Source organism: Bacillus sp. FJAT-29814 (genome assembly GCF_001510715.1).
In the GTDB taxonomy this organism is placed as follows: domain Bacteria; phylum Bacillota; class Bacilli; order Bacillales; family Cytobacillaceae; genus Neobacillus.
The window spans coordinates 40,434-61,805 of sequence record NZ_LMTJ01000016.1; the positions used below are offsets into that span (position 1 = coordinate 40,434).

The 21,372-nt window shown below is 45.9% G+C and carries 21 protein-coding genes; 3 read left to right on the top strand and 18 right to left on the bottom strand.

Annotated features, from left to right (window positions below):
• The first annotated feature begins 53 nt into the window (after positions 1 to 53).
• Positions 54 to 806 (top strand): CPBP family intramembrane glutamic endopeptidase, encoded by a 753-nt coding sequence (locus AR334_RS27535; RefSeq protein ID WP_066321735.1) that lies wholly within the window; start codon positions 54 to 56, stop codon positions 804 to 806.
• A 51-nt stretch (positions 807 to 857) separates the two neighbouring features.
• Here the strand turns inward: AR334_RS27535 and AR334_RS27540 are convergent, their stop codons facing one another.
• From AR334_RS27540 to eutL, 15 genes are all read right to left on the bottom strand, one after another.
• Entirely contained in the window at positions 858 to 2,393 is a 1,536-nt protein-coding gene (locus AR334_RS27540) for an amino acid permease (protein ID WP_066321737.1), read from the bottom strand.
• A 23-nt stretch (positions 2,394 to 2,416) separates the two neighbouring features.
• Positions 2,417 to 2,554 (bottom strand): hypothetical protein, encoded by a 138-nt coding sequence (locus tag AR334_RS29780; RefSeq protein ID WP_156431419.1) that lies wholly within the window; start codon positions 2,552 to 2,554, stop codon positions 2,417 to 2,419.
• A gap of 47 nt (positions 2,555 to 2,601) precedes the next feature.
• Positions 2,602 to 3,423, bottom strand: coding sequence for an ethanolamine ammonia-lyase subunit EutC (gene eutC, locus AR334_RS27545; RefSeq protein ID WP_066321796.1), 822 nt, complete (start codon positions 3,421 to 3,423; stop codon positions 2,602 to 2,604).
• Between the two features lie 63 nt (positions 3,424 to 3,486).
• Positions 3,487 to 4,848 carry an ethanolamine ammonia-lyase subunit EutB gene (locus AR334_RS27550; RefSeq protein ID WP_066321740.1) on the bottom strand — a complete coding sequence of 454 codons (1,362 nt, stop codon included), beginning with the start codon at positions 4,846 to 4,848 and terminating at the stop codon, positions 3,487 to 3,489.
• Positions 4,849 to 4,864: 16 nt separating this feature from the next.
• A complete protein-coding gene (locus tag AR334_RS27555; protein ID WP_066321745.1) occupies positions 4,865 to 6,295 on the bottom strand; it encodes an ethanolamine ammonia-lyase reactivating factor EutA in 1,431 nt (476 codons plus the stop codon).
• A 45-nt stretch (positions 6,296 to 6,340) separates the two neighbouring features.
• Complete coding sequence (locus AR334_RS27560; RefSeq protein ID WP_082693141.1) at positions 6,341 to 6,931, bottom strand: ANTAR domain-containing response regulator; 591 nt, start codon at positions 6,929 to 6,931, stop codon at positions 6,341 to 6,343.
• On the bottom strand, positions 6,921 to 8,357 hold the full coding sequence (locus AR334_RS27565; protein ID WP_253701381.1) for a sensor histidine kinase: 1,437 nt from the start codon (positions 8,355 to 8,357) through the stop codon (positions 6,921 to 6,923). Before AR334_RS27565 ends, AR334_RS27560 begins: the two co-directional genes overlap by 11 nt.
• Before the next feature lie 108 nt (positions 8,358 to 8,465).
• On the bottom strand, positions 8,466 to 8,909 hold the full coding sequence (locus tag AR334_RS27570; protein WP_066321746.1) for a EutP/PduV family microcompartment system protein: 444 nt from the start codon (positions 8,907 to 8,909) through the stop codon (positions 8,466 to 8,468).
• Positions 8,906 to 9,247: an ethanolamine utilization microcompartment protein EutS gene (gene eutS, locus AR334_RS27575; RefSeq protein WP_066321747.1), complete on the bottom strand. Its 342-nt coding sequence runs from the start codon at positions 9,245 to 9,247 to the stop codon at positions 8,906 to 8,908. Before eutS ends, AR334_RS27570 begins: the two co-directional genes overlap by 4 nt.
• Before the next feature lie 21 nt (positions 9,248 to 9,268).
• Positions 9,269 to 9,550 (bottom strand): EutN/CcmL family microcompartment protein, encoded by a 282-nt coding sequence (locus AR334_RS27580; RefSeq protein WP_066321748.1) that lies wholly within the window; start codon positions 9,548 to 9,550, stop codon positions 9,269 to 9,271.
• Positions 9,547 to 10,329: a hypothetical protein gene (locus tag AR334_RS27585; RefSeq protein WP_066321753.1), complete on the bottom strand. Its 783-nt coding sequence runs from the start codon at positions 10,327 to 10,329 to the stop codon at positions 9,547 to 9,549. Before AR334_RS27585 ends, AR334_RS27580 begins: the two co-directional genes overlap by 4 nt.
• On the bottom strand, positions 10,322 to 11,107 hold the full coding sequence (gene pduL, locus AR334_RS27590; RefSeq protein WP_066321756.1) for a phosphate propanoyltransferase: 786 nt from the start codon (positions 11,105 to 11,107) through the stop codon (positions 10,322 to 10,324). Before pduL ends, AR334_RS27585 begins: the two co-directional genes overlap by 8 nt.
• An 8-nt stretch (positions 11,108 to 11,115) precedes the next feature.
• Positions 11,116 to 11,403, bottom strand: coding sequence for a BMC domain-containing protein (locus AR334_RS27595; protein ID WP_066321758.1), 288 nt, complete (start codon positions 11,401 to 11,403; stop codon positions 11,116 to 11,118).
• A 17-nt stretch (positions 11,404 to 11,420) separates the two neighbouring features.
• Complete coding sequence (locus AR334_RS29230; protein ID WP_082693142.1) at positions 11,421 to 11,867, bottom strand: BMC domain-containing protein; 447 nt, start codon at positions 11,865 to 11,867, stop codon at positions 11,421 to 11,423.
• Between the two features lie 16 nt (positions 11,868 to 11,883).
• Positions 11,884 to 12,540, bottom strand: a complete 657-nt coding sequence (eutL, locus tag AR334_RS27605; RefSeq protein WP_066321762.1) for an ethanolamine utilization microcompartment protein EutL — start codon at positions 12,538 to 12,540, stop codon at positions 11,884 to 11,886.
• A gap of 207 nt (positions 12,541 to 12,747) precedes the next feature.
• On the opposite strand from eutL, the gene AR334_RS27610 reads away from it, so the two are divergent.
• Positions 12,748 to 13,179, top strand: a complete 432-nt coding sequence (locus AR334_RS27610) for a thioesterase family protein (protein WP_066321765.1) — start codon at positions 12,748 to 12,750, stop codon at positions 13,177 to 13,179.
• 59 nt (positions 13,180 to 13,238) lie between these two features.
• Here the strand turns inward: AR334_RS27610 and AR334_RS27615 are convergent, their stop codons facing one another.
• The 3 genes from AR334_RS27615 to AR334_RS27625 form a co-directional block, all read right to left on the bottom strand.
• On the bottom strand, positions 13,239 to 16,445 hold the full coding sequence (locus tag AR334_RS27615; RefSeq protein ID WP_066321767.1) for an exodeoxyribonuclease V subunit beta: 3,207 nt from the start codon (positions 16,443 to 16,445) through the stop codon (positions 13,239 to 13,241).
• Positions 16,438 to 19,386: a PD-(D/E)XK nuclease family protein gene (locus AR334_RS27620; RefSeq protein WP_066321769.1), complete on the bottom strand. Its 2,949-nt coding sequence runs from the start codon at positions 19,384 to 19,386 to the stop codon at positions 16,438 to 16,440. Before AR334_RS27620 ends, AR334_RS27615 begins: the two co-directional genes overlap by 8 nt.
• 115 nt (positions 19,387 to 19,501) lie before the next feature.
• A complete protein-coding gene (locus AR334_RS27625) occupies positions 19,502 to 20,494 on the bottom strand; it encodes a YafY family protein (protein ID WP_066321772.1) in 993 nt (330 codons plus the stop codon).
• A 143-nt stretch (positions 20,495 to 20,637) separates the two neighbouring features.
• Between AR334_RS27625 and AR334_RS27630 the strand changes: the two genes are divergently transcribed.
• On the top strand, positions 20,638 to 21,372 hold the full coding sequence (locus AR334_RS27630) for a hypothetical protein (protein ID WP_066321773.1): 735 nt from the start codon (positions 20,638 to 20,640) through the stop codon (positions 21,370 to 21,372).

The following is a 21,372-nucleotide window of genomic DNA, read 5'->3' on the forward strand; positions in this document are numbered from 1 at the left end:
GGTGGTGAAGTCCTATCAATCTCTTTTTTAAAGGATTCATTGGGTTTGTCATATTGGATTTGTATTTTGTCTTTGTCCCATCATCTCTTGGGAATCCGATTTTGCAATTTTTCGGTTTGCTACTCTTCTTCCCCATGGCCCACTACATAACCAAATGGGTTGGCTTGGACGGTTTAAAAGGCATCGGCCTTTTCTTCCATCGCGGCTGGGTAAAAAACCTGTTTATGAGTATTTTTATTGGGTTTGGGTTTTGGATGGTTTGGTATGGCCTCGAGTTTTGGGCAGGAACCATGAATTTTTTCGGCATAAAGCCCCCCTCGGAACTCTTTATGCCTGTTGTCGAGATTTTAATTGGCTTTTTCATGGGATCGTTGATTAATGATTTACTAATCCGCGGCTATGTGATGAATCTTTTAAAAGGAAAACTGCCCATTGCCTTGGTGTTCGCCATCAGCATTCTCATCTATGCACTTGATGATTACTGGTATGCGGGCTTCAGCCTTAGCAATATTCTCTTTTCAATTATTTTAGGTCTTTCCTTAACGCTCGCATTTTATAAAACTGGCTCCATCTGGGCCAATACCGGGATTCATTACGGGCTGAATATTGCCTATGGGCTGTTCTACGGCATAGCCGGAAAGGCTGGCAGCGGGATTTTTATTATTGAGGAAACTGGGAAGGCAACGGCTTTGACCAATCTGCTTCCGTTCATAGTTCCAGGTATTATGTTTATTTTTGTGTTGTGGGGTTTAAAATTTTATTCTAAATTTACCGATGCCCCCGTCAATAATAGTCTGCAACTCTAATTTTGGTTAATTGAAAAAAGTGCCCGTTTAAGCTAGCGGGCACTTTTTCCATTAATGTTTCCCGTGTTCAAATTCATCCTCCAATCTTCTAATCTCTTCAAGTGATTTTTCAAGGGCAGCCTGCGGGCCTTTGAAGTGTTTCTTGTAATAGGCAAGGTCCATGATTAACAAAATAATAAACATTCCGGCAAGGGCATAGGCCGCCATTTGGTTCGGCGGAATAATCATCATGATGGAGATGAAAATGATCCAAACAATGCTGAGGACGTTGATTGGCTTGCTCCATTTCCCAAGGCTCCATGGACCGTAATGCTTAGGCTTGAAGATCCCCTTGGCCTCGGCCTCCAGCTTTAGATAAATCGGAATGCCATAGGCGATATATAGCCCAACCACACTAATTGCTGTTAGGAAGGCAATCGTGGAATAGCCGGCATTAGGATTAAGCAGCTTCGTCACGTAGTCAATCAGGGCCAATATGAATGACAGCACAACCGACAGCCAAATCGCTTTTGCCGGGGTCCGGTATTTTCGGCTGATTTCAGCCCAATGGCGGCTTAACGGCATGCCGTTATCCCGTGAAAAGGCATACATCATCCTGGAAAAAGAAGTAATCGACGACAGGCCGCAGAAGAACATCGCAAACGTAACTAGCCATAGCACAACCGAGCCGAAGGTGCCGCCCAATGCTTGGCTGATTACAAAAATAAAGGCGTTATCTGAGTTAACCGCACCGGCCGCATCCGTGATCGACAGCGTGACAAATGATAGCATAATGAACCCAAACACGAACGAAAAGGCTACCGAGTTAAAAATTCCCCAAGGTGCGCGAACGCGCGGGTGGACCGTTTCTTCAATCGTATGGGCAGAAGCATCATACCCCGTGAAGGTCCACTGGGCCTGTAATAATCCAATCAGGAATGCAAGAATATAGGGTTTGTCGGAAAAAGTCTGCCCAACCTGGAATAAATACTCGATTGGCTGAAGGCCGTTTTTTGTAAAAAAGGCCAAGCTGACCACAAGGATGGCAACAACCACCATATGATACCAGGCGGAGAAATCGTTTAATCGAGCAACGATTTTAATACCAACGTGATTGAGGATTCCGTGCAATAGGAGAATGACGCCAAAAACGACTAGAGTAGTGGTTTCAGTAGAGGTATAACCAAAAACGGCTGCTAGGAGCGGATCGGCGAATAAGGCGCAAGAGTAATCAATTCCGGCAACAATACCAATTTGTCCAATTAAATTAATCCAGGCTGTATACCAACCAATTCTGATGCCCTTCAGGGTCGCAGCCCAGTGGTACAGGGCCCCTGCAGTTGGAATCGCCGATGCCAGTTCGGCAAGCGAGGCGGCAACCAGCATGACGAAAAAGGCAACAATGGTCCAACCGAAGCCCATCATTCCCGGTCCGCCGTAAGTTAACCCGTGCCCATAAAGGGAAACGGCACCGGTCAATATCGAAATAATCGAAAATGAAATCGCAAAGTTAGAAAAACCGCCCATGTCGCGCAAGAGTTCCTGGGCATAGCCATAACGATTCAGCTGTTTCCTATCTTCCAACAATTGCTGGTCCTTATTTTTCATTTAGTTTTCACCTTCCTTCCTAGTTATTTGTCATCTCGGCCGACAAAAATTTCATGCTCTTCCTCTTTGAAGGCCCTTACATTCCTATTCGCATTTATGCCAATTGCCGTGCCTGTCAACAGCGTGATAATCACTAAGGCAAAGCCGATCACAACCTCCATCCGCGCTCCCTCCTTTCTTAAAATCGCTCTTTGACCAAAGCTGCTCACTATAATTCCAATTTGACACCGCTCAGTTTTTGTTCCAGCATTTTTCGAAGCACCGTGCCGATATGGGCCCCGGCCTCGACTGGCGGCGTGCCTAGCGGGTGGATATTGGATATCACATTGCGATCAGACTCGACAATCCCCTTCCGAGGCCGATAGCACATATAGGCACTAAGTGAGCTGGCGGAAACAAGCCCCGGACGTTCCCCAATCAGCAACACCAGCACCTCCGGCTCGAGAATCTCGCCGATATGATCCATACACGCAACCCGGCCCCCCTTGACAAAAAACGGCGTTCCCGGGGTGAGATTGTTGATTCTCAGCGAATCTAACAAAGCCGGGTACACATCCTTCAAATTGGTTTCCACGGCACAGGCACTTAGTCCGTCGGAAACTACGATTTGCACCTGAGGCCGGTGCTTGCATTTTTCTTTAATGGTTTGGACGGCGGCGTCCGTCAATACCCGGCCCTTATCGGGACGCTTTAAATAAACCTCCTTGTTTTCATAACACGTCTCCACGGTAAATAAATCAAATTCTTGCAGTGTTTTTTCAAGGACCTCACCGCCGACGGCATCAATTGCCGCCGCATGGTCAAACTGCAGCTTCAGCATCGTCTTGGTTAACGGACGAGTCCCGGTGCGCCAAACACCAATCCGGGCCGGAGTCGATGATGTTAACTCGGAAGTCCCCTCTTGAAAGACGGGTTTCGGTATCGAAGTCTGCCAGTCCTCTTCCGTAAAAACCAATCCAGTTGGTTCTGTAACAGGTACCGGCGTATCCGTTTCCGGAGCCGCCGGAAATTTTTTTTGCAGCTGTTCCATTACTTTTAGGACAATAAATTCGATTTGTTTATCCTGCAACTCTGAGCCTGCCTCCCTTCTGTTTTAGATAAATAAGGTCGGGTCCCCCGCCCGCACTGTCAATTTGCCTTCTTCCATAATCCCCATTTTCTCTAGCCATTTCTCAAACAATGGCGCCGGTCTTAAACCAAGGACACTTCTGACCGTTGCAATATCATGGAAGCTTGTCGATTGGTAATTGAGCATGCAGTCATCAGCCATCGGCACGCCAATCAGGAAGTTAACCCCGGCGGAGCCAAGCAGGACGGCGAGATTTTCCATATCATTCTGGTCGGCCTTCATATGGTTCGTGTAGCAAACATCCACTCCCATCGGAATGCCCTGGAGTTTCCCCATGAAATGATCCTCGAGCCCCGCCCTGATAACCTGTTTGCTATTGTAGAGGTATTCCGGGCCAATAAAGCCCACAACCGTGTTGACAATAAACGGTTTATATCTTTTCGCGAGACCGTAGCATCTAGACTCCAGCGTCACCTGATCGATGCCATGATGCGCATCGGATGAAAGCTCCGACCCCTGTCCGGTCTCAAAATACCACAGGTTTGGACCGGTCCCGGTTCCTTCTTTTAGAATCAGCTCATTTCCCTCGTCTAGCAGGGCAACGCTAATGCCAAAAGCGTTATTCCCCGCCTCAGTCCCAGCTAAGCTTTGAAACAGCATATCGGACGGAGCACCGTTTTTAATCGCACGCATCTGCGTGGTGACATGGGCAAGAACACAATTCTGTGTCGGGATTTGAAAGCGGTCGATTTCTTCTCGTGTCATTTGCAAAATCTGTTTCACGCTCTCGGCGGTATCAATCACCGGATTGACGCCGATAACTGCATCCCCGATTCCATAGCTTAATGCTTCATAGAGAGAAGCCCTGATTCCCTGAATGCTGTCAGTGGGATGATTGGGCTGGGCCCGACCGGCAAGCGTCCCTTTATGACCGATTGGGTAATTGCATTGGGTGACGACCTCGATTTTTGAAGCGGCTTGAATCAAATCCAGATTGGACATGATTTTTGCGGCCGCCGCAACCATCTCGCTCGTCAGCCCCTTGCGGATTCGCATGATTTCCTGGTTGGTTGTGTTCGTGTCAAGCAGGGTTTCGCGCAGGTCACTGACGGTCCAGTTTGCAATAGATTGATAGATTTTTTCATTAATGGATTCCTCAATCACCCGTGATACCTCATCCTCTTCAGGCGGGAGCACTGGGTGATTGCGGATGTCGCTTAAGGTTAACTGTGACAGCAGATGCCTTGCAGCCAGCCGTTCCTGGGCATCATTTGCGGCAATGCCCGCAAGCTGGTCTCCGGAACGTTCCTCATTCGCCTTGGCGAGGATTTCTTTTAATCCGGAAAATTGATAAGTTTTATTAAGCAGCGTAATTTTGGTTTTCACTTGTTCACCTCCTGCCCTACGAAAACGCTAGTGTTTTAACGACAACCGGGACCATTGTGTCATAAAGTGGTTCGCCGATATCGATGTAATCACCATGGTCAATGACAATTTGATCAATGCAGATAACATCAATCCTGGACACTGAATATAGACGCAATAACTGCCCTAAGGCTTTTGCCATATCGTTTTCACAAATGACAACAAGGACTGAAGCACTAGGAAAAAGCCGCGTGTAAAGAGTGCCAATCATTCCTGCCAGTTCCTTGAGCTGTTGATATGGCATATAAGGCAGCCCGCCCAAACTGATAGCAAATGGCAAGCTGGCTTGATCCCCATAAAGCTCTTTTCCTTTCAAGAACTCTGATTCAAATTGTTTCTCTTGCCATGGTTGGGAAACTTGCACCTTCACAACCGGAATATTTCGCAATGGCAATTGCTTTGGCTGGATGGAGACCGTGGCCCCGCTTATTCGTGTCGACTGCATCCCGGCCCCGATTACAGTTGCCCTTGAGGTTTGGGCAGCAGCAGCAACATTTAAGGTGTAACTTCTTAAAGATTTCACCAGCTCAGATGCCAGCAATGGGCCAATATCATGGTAAATGGCAGCATCCGAAAGCCTCGCAGGCGGCGGCTCATGTGTCAGTCTGCCGACGCCTCCGGATATTACCAGTTCATGTAATTCAGGCAAAGTTTCACACGATGAACTATGCACCAATGACTCTAATGCTCCAATCGATATTTTTCCCGTTAAACAGTCAAGCATATCGTGACATAGCTGTTTACTAACCGCTCTGAATTGTTCAAGCGACAAGCTCATCCCCTTTTTGAGGCTTATGCCTTTATAATTAAGCCAGGGCCTTAACGATGGCGATACCGCCAGTATTTCACCCACGGAACTTATTTCGACCAGCCTGCCGCCAACGTGAAAGGTAATTGTCTCAAGGACTTTGCCCTGTTGAAAAAGCACAACGTTAGCCGTACCACCGCCAATATCGATATTGGCTACGACCCCCCTTTGAGTTTTCGAACGCTCGTACGCTCCCGAGCCCCTGCCAGCCAAGACACCCTCAAGACTGGCCCCGGCAATAGCGACAACAAAATCTCCGGACCGCTCCGCCAAATAATGAAGGATCGCATCAGCATTTTTTTTAATCGCCGTTTCGCCGGTTATGATGACAGCACCAGATTTGATTTCAGGTAATGAAACACCCATTCTGTTGTATTCTCGTTGGAGCCAGTCTATCAATGACTGAAGATTGATTTCATCTTCGCTTTTAAGCGGAGTGGAAATGATATCACTTTCATACGTCACTTTCCGATCAATAATCTCGAAATGCGGCAGGGCAAAATGACTCGATACCCGCCCCAACGTCAATTCACTCATGATTAATTTCGTGGTGCTCGTGCCGATATCGATGCCGACACTCTTGATTACCTCCCTGGTCAATGTTCTTCACTCCTGGAAAGATAGAATCCTAGAGAAGCAGAAATTCTACCAATCTTGTTTAAGGGAAACATCTTCACTCATTAAAATTAATTCTGCAACCATCCCTAGCGACATTCTGTTTTTCATACTGTATTCCCTTATCTTGCGGTAAGCTGCCTCCTCAGACAGCATCATAGCGTTCATCAGTTTCCCTTTTGCTTTTTCAACTTGGCGGCGCTCCGTCAATTTTTGCTTTAGGGTCTGTAAATCTCGTGACAGACATTCAAATTGTTTTTTTTGGCTGAGCGCGATCTCAATTGCCGGGATTAGATCTGCTTCCGTCACAGGCTTGACGAGATAGGCGATAACGCCGGATTCCTTGGCGTCTTCAATCAACTCACGCTGACTATAGGCTGTCAGCAGCAGGATGGCGGCATTAGATTTTTGCCGGATAATTTTGGCGGCTTTGATTCCGTTCAGTATCGGCATTTTCACATCCATGATGATTAAATCTGGTTCTAGTGCCACACTGTGTTTGACTGCTTCCTCACCATTTTTGCATTCCTTGATGACTTGGTAGCCTTCTTCTTTCAGCATTTCGCGGAGGTCCATCCGGGTGATCGGATCATCGTCGACAATCATAATTCTATAGGTCAACTTGATCACCCTCCCCTTCAGGTATGGGAAATGATAGCGCAATGGTGGTTCCTTTACCGGTATTAGAGAAACGAATGCTGCCATTTAAATCTTCCTGAACAAGCGTGCGGCAAATTTCCAAGCCGAGGTTACCGCCGTTTACGGAATCCGGACTAAAGCCGACGCCATTGTCGGAAACAGTAATCTGCATCACATTTTCGGATTTCTTAAGCAAAATGCGAATGAAGCCTTCTGAAACATGAAGAAAAGCATGGTTCATCGCGTTCTGGACTAACTCATTAATGACCAATGCAAGAGAACTGGCATTCCGAGAATTCAAAAATAGCGAATCTCCTTCTACCTCTACGGTGACTATATGATCATTTAACCGCATCGAAGTCACAATTCCTTTTGTCAAATATTCAAAGATTTCCTTGCAGTCGACTTCGTCCAAACCGTCCTGCGATAAAATCTCATGGATGATCGAAATGCTCATGATCCGGTTGATGCTCTCGCGAAATACTTTTTCCACCTCATCGGAATTGGACCGTCTCATCTGCAGCCTTAACAAACTGGCAATCGTCTGGAGATTGTTTTTTACGCGATGATGAATTTCTTTAATAACCGCTGATTTAATCATGATCTCCCGTTCTTTTTCTTTCATTTCAGTCAGGTCCCTCATAAGCAGAATTCCTCCAACAATGTGCTTTCCGCGATGGATGCCGACAGCTTTTATTTTTATAAATAGATTCCCACTTTGAAAGTCCTCGGATAATACGCCGCCGTGCTCTTTGATCTGGTCAATCGCAAAGCTGCCGGAGAAAAGGTTATTCACATTTGCTTCCAATACTTTGAGAGTGTGGCCAAATTCAAGTAAAATCTGGTAGGCACGGTCATTGGCAAAAGTAATGATCCCGTGGGCGTTAAAAATCAACAGCCCCTCATGAATAAGCGATGGAATTTTGCTTTCGGTCATTGCCTGCTGAAACAGTGTTTCTCCTAACTGCTCGGTGGTTTCCATCAACACTTCGACATGTTTTTCTTGCTCCACCATGTCAGTAATATCTCGTTCCATGATGAGGGCGGCAATTGTTTCGTTGCGGCTGTTTTTAATCGGGGTTACATTTTGTTGGATATTCACATTTTCTTGAGAAACCCCTCTGGCCCCGATGACTGACTCCCCAGTCTGCAGGCAGTATAGCACCCCAGGCTCGTTCTCCTTCAGGGCAATCTCACCCGTTACAGGCAACCGGTACAACGATACTCCATTTTGTGGATGTGCCTCAGCAACGACCATCGCTGCATCCATATCCGGCAATAGGCAATCAATAAACACATCCGCCTGTGATACATCTGCCCAAAGCTGCAGCTGTCCAGAAACAGTCTCAATTAACCTTCTATCCTCCAAAGTCAACCCCGTTAACCCCATCACCATCTCAGTATTCAACTTCGCCCACCCCCGTGGTCAAGCTTTTTTACATACGTATTCGAGGAATTCGCCTAATATTCATTATCGGGGATGGGCTGCCAATAGGATAAACACGGAACGATTAATTTAAGATAAATGCATAAAAATGGCTTTCCTTAGTTCAGTGATTCCCTCCCCAGTGAGGGAGGATACCCTGCAGATCGCGTGTTGCGGCAGGACTTGCCGCAGCAGTTTTTCTGCTAGCGCTAAATTGGCGTCAGGGTGGTCAATTTTAGTAATCACGCCAACTGGTATCAGCGGAAATCCTTGGGCAAAGTTCGGTGGCAGAGACTGCCGGTTTCTGGTTGCATCCTGAATCACCAACAGGACACGGGCCTCCAATGCTGTTGCAAGCAATGACCGATAAAAAATCGGGTTTTCACTGTATTCCCCGGGCGTATCGATAATCCAGTCCATATAATTAAGTGCTTGTGTTTTCACAGCAGGCGATGGATCCTCGAGCAGTCTCTTCGTTAATGTGGATTTACCGGAGCCAACGGGGCCAATCATCAGCACTTTTCCTTTGTTCATGACCTAGTAATCTCCGCTGGTTCAAATTTCAACTGCCTGCTGAGGAATTGATTTATCGCTTGAATCGCCATTTCCACATTGGAAACCGTCCCGCAAATCACCAGCGACCCGGTAAATCGGTCCAAATAGCCAAGCTCAATATCAGCCGCTTTCGTCGCAATATCCGCGGCGATGATCGCGGTTTCCGTTGGCGTTAATGTCAATATTCCGATCGCCCCCGCCTGCCCGATGCCAAGCTTTGTATACAATGCCTCATCGGGATTGGCTATGATATGAGCCAACGTCAGCTGCTTGCCGGGTACATATTCTTGAATTACGCGCTGCTTCTTCTCCGTCACGTTTTTCACACCTTTAAAAAGCTATTCTTCGGCATCGTTCACTCCTACCTCGAGGGAATCGACAATCCCTACCACCACCGCATCAATCGGGGCGGTTTTATGAAAAATCGTCCGCGCCGGACTTCCCCGGGACACAATGACCCGTTCGCCGCGGCCGGCCCCGATTCTGTCGGCAGCAATAATCGGAGCCCCGGCTGAATCTCCCCTCCAGGTGATCGGCTCAATAATCAATAGCTTCAGCTGGTTCATGCCTTCTTCCTTCTGCGTGGCCCAAATGCTGCCGATAACCTTTCCAAGTATCAACGGTCCTCCTCCTTGCCTAGAACCCTTAATTTAATCCCTTTTTCCCTGATGTACTCCTTTGCCAGCGGCGTAATAATGACCCCCTCCCTGACTAACAATCCCTTTGAGTTTAGGAGATTCCTTGTCAGCCACTCCGCCGTGATTACCTTTTCTTGAAATATATATGGGTCTTCGTGCCCCTCGTCGCCTTCACCAATTAATAGATTCATTATTTCCTTATGAAGGCAGGCCTGTTTGGAAAAACGGATTCCCATATCAGCCATTTCACGCTTGTAAGACTCGAACTTTTTCTGATATGAAAGTGGCAGCTCTAACGTTCTAAGCGTTTGGCGGTCGGCACGTTTTAGCCCCGGAGAATCCTCCCCGATAATGATGGGCTTCTGCAACACCAGCCCCGAAAAAATAATCTCTGCCTTAACGGAACCTTTTAGACCTTGGCAGACCCTGGCCGCATTATCCAAATCAATCTCCGGAATCACAATGGCATCATACTCCAAAGGCAATTCCAGCGGAGCCTTGGCGTACTCATCAGCAGCAATGACTTGTTTTGCACCTGTGGACTGAATTTGTTGGATTCCCAGCCATGCCGATGTTTCCCCATCCAGAAATAACAGATCATGGTCTATTTGCTTGTTTGCTAGAATTAAAAGTTGGTCGCGGTATGGCTCATGTGCCGTGCTGTCACAAAAGATAAACAGGACCTTTTTCTGCTGGGATTCCACTTGCAATAATTCGCGGGTAATCCGCTCAACTAACAGCTGCAGTTTCCCTTTATCCATCCGGCGACACCCCTAGATATGGCGAATAGAAGCGGCAATTTTTGCCGAGTACCACGACTCTGTCACCAGTGGATAAGCCAGCAGCGTTGGCTTCATCCCGGTCGACATGAAAATCCAAAATATATGAATCTTTAACCCTTACGATCACGTCTTGAAAAATCACCCTCCTTTCTTCTGAACCAAGCATCAATGAATCACCATGTTTGACATCAAACCGCTGTGCGTCCGCTCCCGACATATGAACATGATTTTTAGCCACGATTAAGCCTTCCTGCAGCGTTACCGCCCCCACCGGTCCGACCAATGTTATTCCTGAGGTTCCGTCAATAGAGCCTGACAGCCGTACCTGAGGGTGAACTCCAAGCATAAACCCGTCGGTTCGGGAAATTTCCACCTGGGATTGCCCGCGAAATGGTCCCAATATCCGGACATTCCGTATAACGCCCGATGGCCCAACGATCGTGACCGTTTCCCGGGCAGCAAATTGGCCGGGCTGCGACAGCGACCTCAGTTCCGTTAACCCCTCCGATTCACCGAAAAGTACATGAAAATGTTTTTCCGTCAAATGAACATGGCGATTAGAAACACCGACAGGGATCGTTAGTCTCAAGCGTGGAGCCGATTCTGAACTTCCAGGCTGTACAATCGAAATTTTCCGATCCACTAAAAAATCTTTCGCCGAAGGGGTGAGTTTATCTCCCTCCTGAAGCAGGAACTCCTTTGATAGTTTTTGCTGTGCCATTAAATTGCGCAGGAATTTTTCCGTAATCAGTGCCATCTAAAAAACTACCCTTCCAATTTTGGAAGAATCAGCTCGATATCGGAATGAGGCCGTGGAATCACATGGACGGAAATCAGTTCCCCGACGTTTGACGCTGCGGCCGCCCCTGCATCTGTTGCCGCCTTTACCGCGCCCACATCACCGCGGACCATTACCGTGACCAACCCGCCGCCGACCTGGACCTTGCCGACCAACCGGACATCGGCCGCTTTCACCATCGCATCGGCCGCCTCGACCGCACCGACTAATCCCTTCGTTTCAATCATGCCTAATGCAGACGTTTCTCTTCCCATCCCCAAAACCTCCTAGATTACTTGTTTAATTGACGATCGACTTTTATCATCGCTTCAATTAATTCTGCTTTCTTCAATTTGTAGAACTCCCTCCCCTTCACTGGGAAGTCTTTCATCCCCCGCGCCATTTTTTGGAGCTCGGCGACAGTCATTTTTTGAAAAATATCCCGTTTATCCTGTTTTGGCACCCGAAAAAACTCCAATAGGTTAAATACGGATTCCGCAGGCTTGGCGATCACTTTCGAGGATCGAAAGCCGCCAAGCTGTTTGGCGATTTTCCCCCCGCTGTCAACGGCAGCCTGGACACTTGCAACATCCCCGATCATGTAACCGGTAACAATCCCAGCATCAGCTTTTTCATACTTGACCACTTTGACATCCGCAGCCTTCACTGCCTCATCCAAGGCGGGAATCAGCGATGTCAGACCAATCGTTTCAATCATTCCAAGGGCATAGGTTTTCATTTATTTGCCTTCCCTTCTAAAACGAACTATGGGGAGAAAGCGCGATTTTTTTGATTGTTTCGGCAAAGGCTTCGGCTGCGGCCTTGCAGGATGATTGGCTTCCGGTTAACAAGCCGCCGCCAAAGTTGGTTTCTGTCGGCGGGCCGTAGAACACGCAAAGTCTTACATTTGCCGCCTTCAACGCCGCATCCAAGCCGACAATGGCCTCCAGCGGCGGCGCAATCAGGTAGGCAAGCGGCTCCCCCGGATTGATTCCTGCCATTTTTGACAAAAACGTTCCTGTTCTGGAAACAGTGTGGGCATAGTAGGCATGCTCACCTGCCTCATCGACCGCGTAGAATGCCGGCCCCTCGTTGATCATCCGGACCGCAACCTCAAGCCCGCTCTTTACCTCGGATGGCGTCGCTCCCCCTAAAATCCCCAAGAATTCCCCCGATAACGGACCCGAAGCGTGGGCCGCACCCGCATAAAAGGACTTGGCATAGATCACTTCGACGGCGGCCATTTTTGTGGCCTCGTCCAGTGCCGTATAGCCAACATCATCACTCGAGCTTGTCACCAATGCGAGACTTTTAATATGTTCCGGTATCTGAAGGGAATCTCTTAAACCCTCGTCAACATTGGGAATGATTTGACTTGCCAAGGCAAAAGCAGGAAGTCTTATTAAAACCATCTGTTCACCTCCCAAAAGACAAAAAAGTGCCCCGATACAGCTATAAACTGCATCAAAGGCACCTTTGCCCACTTCTATTCACTTTTTATAGGTTACTAACATCCTATTTCTTTCATTTTAATTTATGCAGAAAAATCAGAAATTTGGAGGATTTCTCTTATAGGTGCAGAATGATATTTTAAGAGAATAATAAAAAGGTGGTATATTATGGTTAACGATTATCGTTTTTCTCATCGTCTTAAGGTCCGATACTCAGAAATTGACGGGCAAAAGATTGTGTTTAACGCCCATTATTTGACCTACATAGATGTAGCGGTTACCGAATATTTTCTGGAGGGCCTGAAACTGGATTTTGAAGCCGAGGACTTTGATTTTGTTTTGGCAAAATCAACTTTGGAGTATAAAAATTCGGCACGATTGAATGACTGGTTAACAATTTGGTGCAAAATGTCCAAAATCGGCAATTCTAGTATGACGATGAATTGCATGATTACGAAGGAAGGCGAGGAGGACCCGATTTTGTTGGCGGAAATTATCTATGTCAGCTATGATGCGGAAACAAAAATGTCCCGGCCTGTCCCGGAATTTGTCCGTGCACGAATTGAAGCCTATGAGAGCGGACAGCTTTCAACCAGATAATAACAAGCGAAAAATAAAAATCGGGCACAGGCCCGATTTTTATTTGCGTGCATTTACTTTTATCTGCTGGATAAAAATAATTGATTCGGTGCAAGGAAATAAAGACCTTGTTGTCTAACAGCCTCACCGGTCAGTTCTTCCCACGCCTGCCGGTAAAATTCAAGCTGACTGTGGTAAAAATCTTGCAGCTTTTGATAATCTTCTATTTGTTTAGCCCGATCCGTTTTATAGTCAATGATCGTCCAAGCCCCATTCTTTTTATAAATAAGGTCGATGACGCCTTTGACAAAGATCGGATGTTTGTCTTCAGGATTCACAGTGATAAGGGAATAAAGCTTGTGGCCATGTTCCACCTTCAAAGTGAATGGAACCTCCGTCATCACTTCTTCGGCAGTCTGCAGATCGTCCCAAAGCGGTGAAACTTTAAGATTCTCTAGGTATGTCAGAACTTCCGCTTCTTTTTCCTCGGGCAGCCCGAATTTATTTATGGCAAGCTTTATATAGTTCGCTACATTATGTCCCTGGACGACTTTTTCAAAAACATCATGAATCAAGGTTCCCCAGTCCTTCCCGCCACCTGCCTCGCGTTCAATCACAAGCTCCGAGTAATCCTTGTCCTTCGTCGGCGTCCAATGGTCATACGTTTTCGCTTTGCTTTGTTCCAGCCAGGCCAGTTTGCTAACCGTTTTCGCCTGAAACTCGCTTAAGGTAACCTCAACTCCATCCTGCTTTATTCCCCACATATCGTGTTTGGAAACCTCCAGCTCCTCGATGTTTTCCATCGCTAAAAGACTATTCCAAGGATTCTTCTTGTTATTTCCATTACAACTGATAATTAAAGCCTTCTCGGCGCGGGTGGCGGCTACATAAATGATTCGGACTTCTTCCTCAGTTAAATAGGTCAATTCTTCAGCCTTATATGTCTCCCATTCCTCCGGGATCGCAATCTCGCGAGACTGATAGCCGTTATCCACGGAAAAGGTAAAATATCCTTTGGATAATACGTCTTCCCGTTTGATATGCTTCGAAAGAAAAGATTCCGGGCTGACCGATTTGGCGGGATGAGCCAGGAACACAATCGGCGCCTCAAGTCCTTTCGCCTTGTGAATGTTCATGATCCGGACCGCATCTGCCTCTTCTTCCATATTAGCCACAGTCTTTTTTTCAAAAATCAATTCCGTCAGGGCTTCGAAAATGGCTTTATAGGACGTACGTCCTTCACCTTCCTTCTTCCGCAATGCCTCAATAATCTGTAGCAGGCTTTTGTAGGTCCGCTTGCTGCGGCCATTTTTCAATAATAGCGGATAAAACCCGACTTCTTCGATTATTTTTTCAATCGCGGCAGTCGGTGACAGATTGCGAATCAGCTTCTGATAGGCTTGCATTTTGCCAAGCGCCATCGCAAACTTTGGCTTTACTTCAGGAGCCAATGCTTCCGGTATCTTTGCATAAAAGGAAAACCGGCCCCTAGCCCTTTTCCATTGATACAATTCATTATCGCTGATGCCAAAGAACAACCCCCGTAACGCTGCAACAAAGCTCACTTCATCGGTTGGGTCAAGGAAGGCTTTTAACAGAATCCATAAATCCTGGAACTCCCTCGTTTCACCAAGGATGACCTCGCCGCTAATGCTGACCGGAATACCGGCGGCTTCGATCATTTGTGCGTAGGTGGCGACGCCATCATTATAGCGGGTCAGCACCATGAAATCTTTAGCCTTATGCCCCTGATCCATTAGGTTCTGAATGGTTAAGGCAATATTTTCGGCATCCTTTAAAATGACCTCATCTTTCTTTTTGACATCAGCCGGTACCGACAACACCTTAATTCCTGAAAATCCTCGTCCCTCGTCCTCGTGAAATGAAATTAACGGCCGATATGCGGCTTGATAGACCGTTTCCACTTCCGGCAGGTGATTTTTAAACACCGGGTTTAGTTCCTGTGTCACACAATCCAGGGTCCGGAAATTCATCGTCAGCTGCAGCACTTCTCCGCCATGTTCCTCGATTAATTGTTTGACGCGGTTGTATGTGTCGATATCGGCACGGCGGAAGCGATAGATCGCCTGCTTCGGATCACCGACAACAAACAGCGAACCCTGCCTTGGTTTGCAGTGGGTCCAGTTTTTCTCAGTGATGTCTTCACCGGTCAGGAAAAACATGATTTCAGCCTGGATCGGGTCCGTATCCTGGAATTCGTCAACCAGCAAATAGCGGTATTTGTCTTGAAAGTACCCCCGTACCTCGGCATTTTCCTTTAACAGTTTGGACGTATGCATCATCAAATCCTGAAAGTTTAATAAGGAGCGTTCCTTTTTCAACCCCTCATAGGCTTGTACTGCCTCTTTGAGGAAAGATATAATCTTTGGATGGCAATATTCCTTCCACGCCTGAATCAGTGGCTTAATTTTCATCTCAAGTGCCGTCACGATTTTTTCTTCATAAAACTTGGCATCTTCCTTGGAAGGCCAACGATTGTAGGTCGGCTTTAGATTCTTATCAAATAAGGTAAAAATACTGATGATATTTTTATCCTGTGAGGCATCGATATATCGTTCTTTTTGAACCGCCGTGACAATCGCCTTTTGCAGGGAATCATAACCCCTATCAGGCTCTTGGTCCGGCACCACTTTTCTTGCCTCTTTGATTAAATTCATAAAGGTTTGATAGTCTGCCTGCAATTCAGGTTTGGCAACATGTTCGGTGACCCATTCCACATCGGAAAATTCCTTTAGTTCTTTTAGCCATGGCAACATCTGTTCAATGGAAATCCCTAATTCCTCTATCGCGTCGATTTGGCCAGAATTTGAATCCAAAAGGGTCTGCAAATAAAGCTGCCATGCCTCTTCAAGAATTTCCTCATCATCCCCTGCTTCGAGCTCTTTAAACGTCAAGTCCAATTTTGTTTCAATCGGACGTTCGCGCAAAAGCTTGGCGCAAAAGGAATGAACGGTACCCAAAAAGCAGCGTTCGATATTTTGCAGGGCTACACCCAAGCGAAATTTAGCATCAAGGTCGGACTCTTTTTTCCATGCGTCCTCCAATTTCGCCTGAAAGCGGACCTTTAATTCATCTGCTGCTTTCCTGGTAAAGGTAATCGCAACAATCTGCTGGATTTCGGCAGTTCCGGCATAAATGAGGTTTACCATCCGGTCGACCAGACTGGTTGTTTTCCCAGATCCGGCCCCGGCCTCAACCAAAAAGTTTGTGCCAAGCTCGTGTATAATTTTATCCCGGGCCATTTGGTCGATAATCACCTTAGTCATAAGCCCTCACCCCCTTTAACCGCTGATTCGACTGCTTCATTTTCAGCGTATCTTTGTCATAAAAATCTCTGCGGCAAACAAGCTTGAATTCACAATACTTGCAATCATCTTCGTCATCCGTCATTTCAAATTGGCCATGCTTGATGATGTCAATTAATTGTTCCAAAATCGTAAGCCCATTTGTTCTGAGCGTAGCATCTTGCTTGCGGACAAACCGCTCGGCCATCCCTTTCACTGTCGGGAAGTAGTAGGAGCTTTCTTCCACTGCACCATCTCTCAAACCGAGGTGCTGTTCAATGGCCAAGGCATACACCAGATGCTGCAGCTGGCGTCCGCCCTTGAAAGCTCCATTTTTTGAATAACCGTAGGAACTTCCGGTTTTATAGTCGATAATATGGTAATTGCCATCTAGCGATTGGTCGACACGGTCAATGATTCCCGCAAGCTTTAATTCTCCGGATGGAAGTGTAATCACCGCAGGCTCCTTCTCCCCTATGCCAAAGGCATATTCAAACTGTAGTGCATCATAGTTTTCGCTGTGTCGCTCCTCTTCCTTCAAAAAGATCCTACAGCATTCCAAAATATCATTGAGTTCTCTTAAGTAGACCCGCTCATTTGGAGGAGGAAGTACCTCTTTTTGCTGCTGGGTTAAATCCGTGGCCAGCGCCAAAAGCTTGTCCAAATGAATCGCAACGACAGGCTTAACATTTTCATGTTTCAATTGCTTATAAAATGTTTCAAAAATGCTGTGCAGCAGGCTTCCTCGGGTTGCCGGGTCTAGCCATTTATTCGCATCAAAGGCAAGATCCTCAATTGGCTTTATTCGGAGGACTTCCTTTAAAAAGTAAGAATACGGACACTTTGCCAACGTTTCCAGTTTGCCGGCGCTCAATGTTCTGGCCTGATTCAGGCGCGGGTCATACTCCGCTGCATCGATTTGCACCAGTCCTTCATATTCTGAAAAATCGTTGCGATGACGTGCCATTTCCGCCGACCATCCATTTTGGACATTTTCAAATTGGGTCAGAAGCCCGTCCGATATTTCTACAGGGACATCGCTGATTAATTTTTCATTCCAGTAGTCCTTGTTATCAAAAATATCATCGGCAATAATAGCCGTCGGTAAGGATTTTAATGACTTGAAATCAGCATCAGGGTTTTCAGTCGTCATACGGTAGCACTGTAGCAAGACAAACGCCGGATTGACCACGCGGTTATCATTAATATCAAAATCGCAGTAGCTCACAGTAACCTTACCTTTTGACTGAGCCAAAACCTGCAGCAGCAAATAGAGATTTTCCTGCCCCTTGTCGTTTAACAATGGCAGGCTGCTATTTAATTTAACCCGTTCCGCATCGAGCAGCAGCGGATCCTCGCTAACGTTTCCAGGGAACTTTTTGTTATCTAGCCCGACAATAAATACATGCTGACGGCTATTGTAAATTCCGCTTTTATAAGTGGAAACATGAAGATGCCCCGGTTTGGGTCGTGATTGATTCACCCGGATGGACAGCAGTAAATCAGTAAGCTTTTCTACTGCTTCATAGCTTGATAATGCTTCATCCGCAAAGGGAATAATTTTATCTATTTCCTCGAGGATGGCATTTTTGGCGATTTCATCAAGGGCGGAACTTGTTTTCCCATGGCTTTTCAGGATAAAAGCAATTCCGGATAAGCATTGTTTGTAGTTCAATGTTAACGCATATGGCGGCAGCTTTTTAAAAAGACTAGAAAACCACTGTTTTAACCATGAAAGTTCGCTTAGTCTCGTTTCATAGAAATCATCCTCGGCATTTAAAGCTTCGATAGTGGCAGTAAGATGCTTCATGTAGCGTTCCTGCGACCAGCCAATCTGCAAGTCTCGCAGCACCTTGGCAATCCTTGTTTTGGAAGGGGCTTCATCATTTAGCTCGAGCAGCCCTTCATTCAATAAGTCAATCAGGCCTTGAACACTGTAATTGGCTTGAATCCAAGCAAGCACCCCGGATATCAGCCGGCCTGGCCTGCTGAATGACACTGGTAGACCTTCGCCAAATGTCAATGGAATGTCCATTTTTTGCGATAGCTGGTAGAAAAGTGTGACATAAGAATCAGCGCTCGTATAATAGACAACATTTTCATCAAGTGACGTTCTTTCGCTTTTGATTTTTCCAAGGATCTCCTTTACCTCAAGCTCTTCCGTCTTGGCCGTGAAAATGGTCAAATCTGCATCACCACTTGCTTGTTCCTGCTGATAAAGATAGCTTAGCGGTGCTGGTTCGCTAAAACTGATCGAACTTAGGCTTGTCCGTTCAGGAATATTCACACCCAAAACGGGTGCAAGCGGAAGCTTGTGTCTCTTTTCCGGGAGGATTTTTTCTAAAAATTGTTCTTCCAAGGCGGAAAGGTTCAAGTTTGACTGCAAAATATACACTTTTGTTTCATCTGTGAGGGCAAAATCAATCGCCTTCCACAATAGCAAAGCCTTATCGATAAACTGATAATCACCCATCATTTCCTCATAGCCTGCCAAAATCTCAGCCAGATCTTCTGCTTTTTCCCGCGTTATGAAGGCATCCTTATTAAGGCGGCCGGCTGTAAAGCCTGATAGCCGCAATGTTTGAATCGTAGAATAAATCGAATGACTAAACGACGAGGTGATTTCCATGCCTGAAAAATAATGCAATCTCCCCTGTTGTTTCAGACTATTTAGCAAAGTGTAGGTTAAATGAACGCCTACCGTTTGATCCAAGATATTCAGAGGCCGATTAGAATTCAATTCCACTAGATTTTGCGCTAAGTCAAAAACCGTACGGTACTTGAGATTGACAGCCTGATTCCCGGCTTTCACAAACGCCTCATTTATTTGTTCGCCAACCGTATGTGAATCAACGATGATAATTTTCTCCTTAATGGGGAACACTGTGCAAATTTGTTTTAATTCGTTTACTAAGGAAAACATACAAACTCTCCTATCCCGGTATTTTGTATGGCCTATTCATACATTAATTATCTCATATTTCCTTCCATCAGCCTCACCAATTTTGGCAAAACTAAAAAGGAGACTGGCGCCATGCCTAGCTCTCCTCATACAATTGCTTCATTTTTTGAATCTCGCCTCTCAATTCCTCAACCAAATCCTGCGGCTCCACTACTTTGACATCACTGCCCCAGTTTAGTAGCCAGCGGACTAACCCTTCGCTGCGATTTGCTTTTACCCTTAGCTGTCCATATTCCTCATCGAGTTTTTTCATATTGGCATCTAGACCAAAATAATCAATCATCACATTTACAAGCGAATGCTTAAACTTTAAGGTGACCCATTGTTCGTCGCCAGCGTACATGTTAAAGGATTTATTGATGTAATCCGAAATGTTTATATCAGTCTTTAGGAAAGACTCTTCTGTACAGTCCACATTTCGCATCCGGTCCACCCGAAAATGGCGAAACTTCTTTTCCTCGTTCAAGATGCCAATTAAATAGTAGTAATCATTTTTCCAAATCAGCGCATAAGGACTGACCTTATAAAATTCGCCCTCGCGGTTTAACACAAATTCCTTCTCGATATTGAATTTGCCATATTGAAATCGTATTTTCCGGCTTTCACTGATTGCCGTATTGATTTGGTCAATTTCATAGCGCAGCTGCTGATACGTGCTGCGGATGGAACTTTCGTAATGTGTTGGATTTGGGAGTTTCGCAGCAAGTGGCTTGCTCGTCAACCCTTTTACTTTTTCAATCAACCGCTCCGCTTCTTTTTTCGTAATAAAACGGGCAGAAAGGATAGCATTAATCAAGAGCCGCAGTTCATATTGTTCGAACCTCTTGTTTTTGTGACTGTAATATTTCTTACCGGCTGCTCTTCTCGTAATAAAAATTTCGAAGTTTTGATTGATCAAATCATCGATATCCCGCAATATGGCCCGCTGGTCGACTTCATAGTCTTTGCCGAATTCCATTTTTAGCAATTCTATTATTTGCTCCATTGCCAGTTCATTCGTCTCATCGGTTTCATTAAAGAGGATTTCCCTTAATTTCAGGAGACGCTCTCCCCCGGAACGTTTGCTCATTGGTTTCACCCTATTTTTATAAAATGTTTTATACTGTTAATTCTATTACTTCCCTGTTTTATCCTTCATTTTTTAAAAAGAACATATATTTCTAAAACTCGGATAAAATAAACTCGATTAATCTTGAAGGGATGGGATGTTTGATGTCATTAGAATGGTTTGACAGGGTTTGCAGCGAATTACAGGATCATCTTGAATCTATTTGTGAAGAATATGATCAGGTTGGACACATGAAAATTGAACGGGCTGCCAAGCATCCCAGGATTGAATTCTTTGTTGAGACGGCAGATGTCGATACAGAGGAACTGGACAGGGACTATTTCTGCACCCTGTTTTTTGATCCGCAGAATGAAGAATTTTATGTTGACAGCTTTGATGTTGACACTGGCCACACCGCCAAAATCATCCTTTCCGACATTGAAGAAATTATCGATGAGGTCCACGAAAGCCTTCATGATTATTTCAACGATGAGGATCGCTATACCGATGATGGTATTTACCTGCAGTCGGATGATGATGACGAAGATTATGATTGCGACGATGATGTAGAGGTGGAATTAGTGGAAGAAGATGACGAGGAATATTTTGAAGCGGAACAAGTGGATCATGATGATATTTTTGAAGAGATTGATGTCGAGTGGTCGACTCCGGAAGTGACCGCCTTTAAGCATGCTGATGAGGTCGAAGTCACCTATCAATTTGGTGTCGTTGAGGAAACAGGCGATGGCGTCCTGAAGCGCGTAAACCGGATTTGGACAACTGATGATGAACTTATTAAGGATGAATCTCACTTTATTTTCAGCAAAGAGGAAGCAAGCACCATCATCGCGATGATTGCCAGCCATATGGATCAGTTAAGCGATTTTGATTTTGAATAA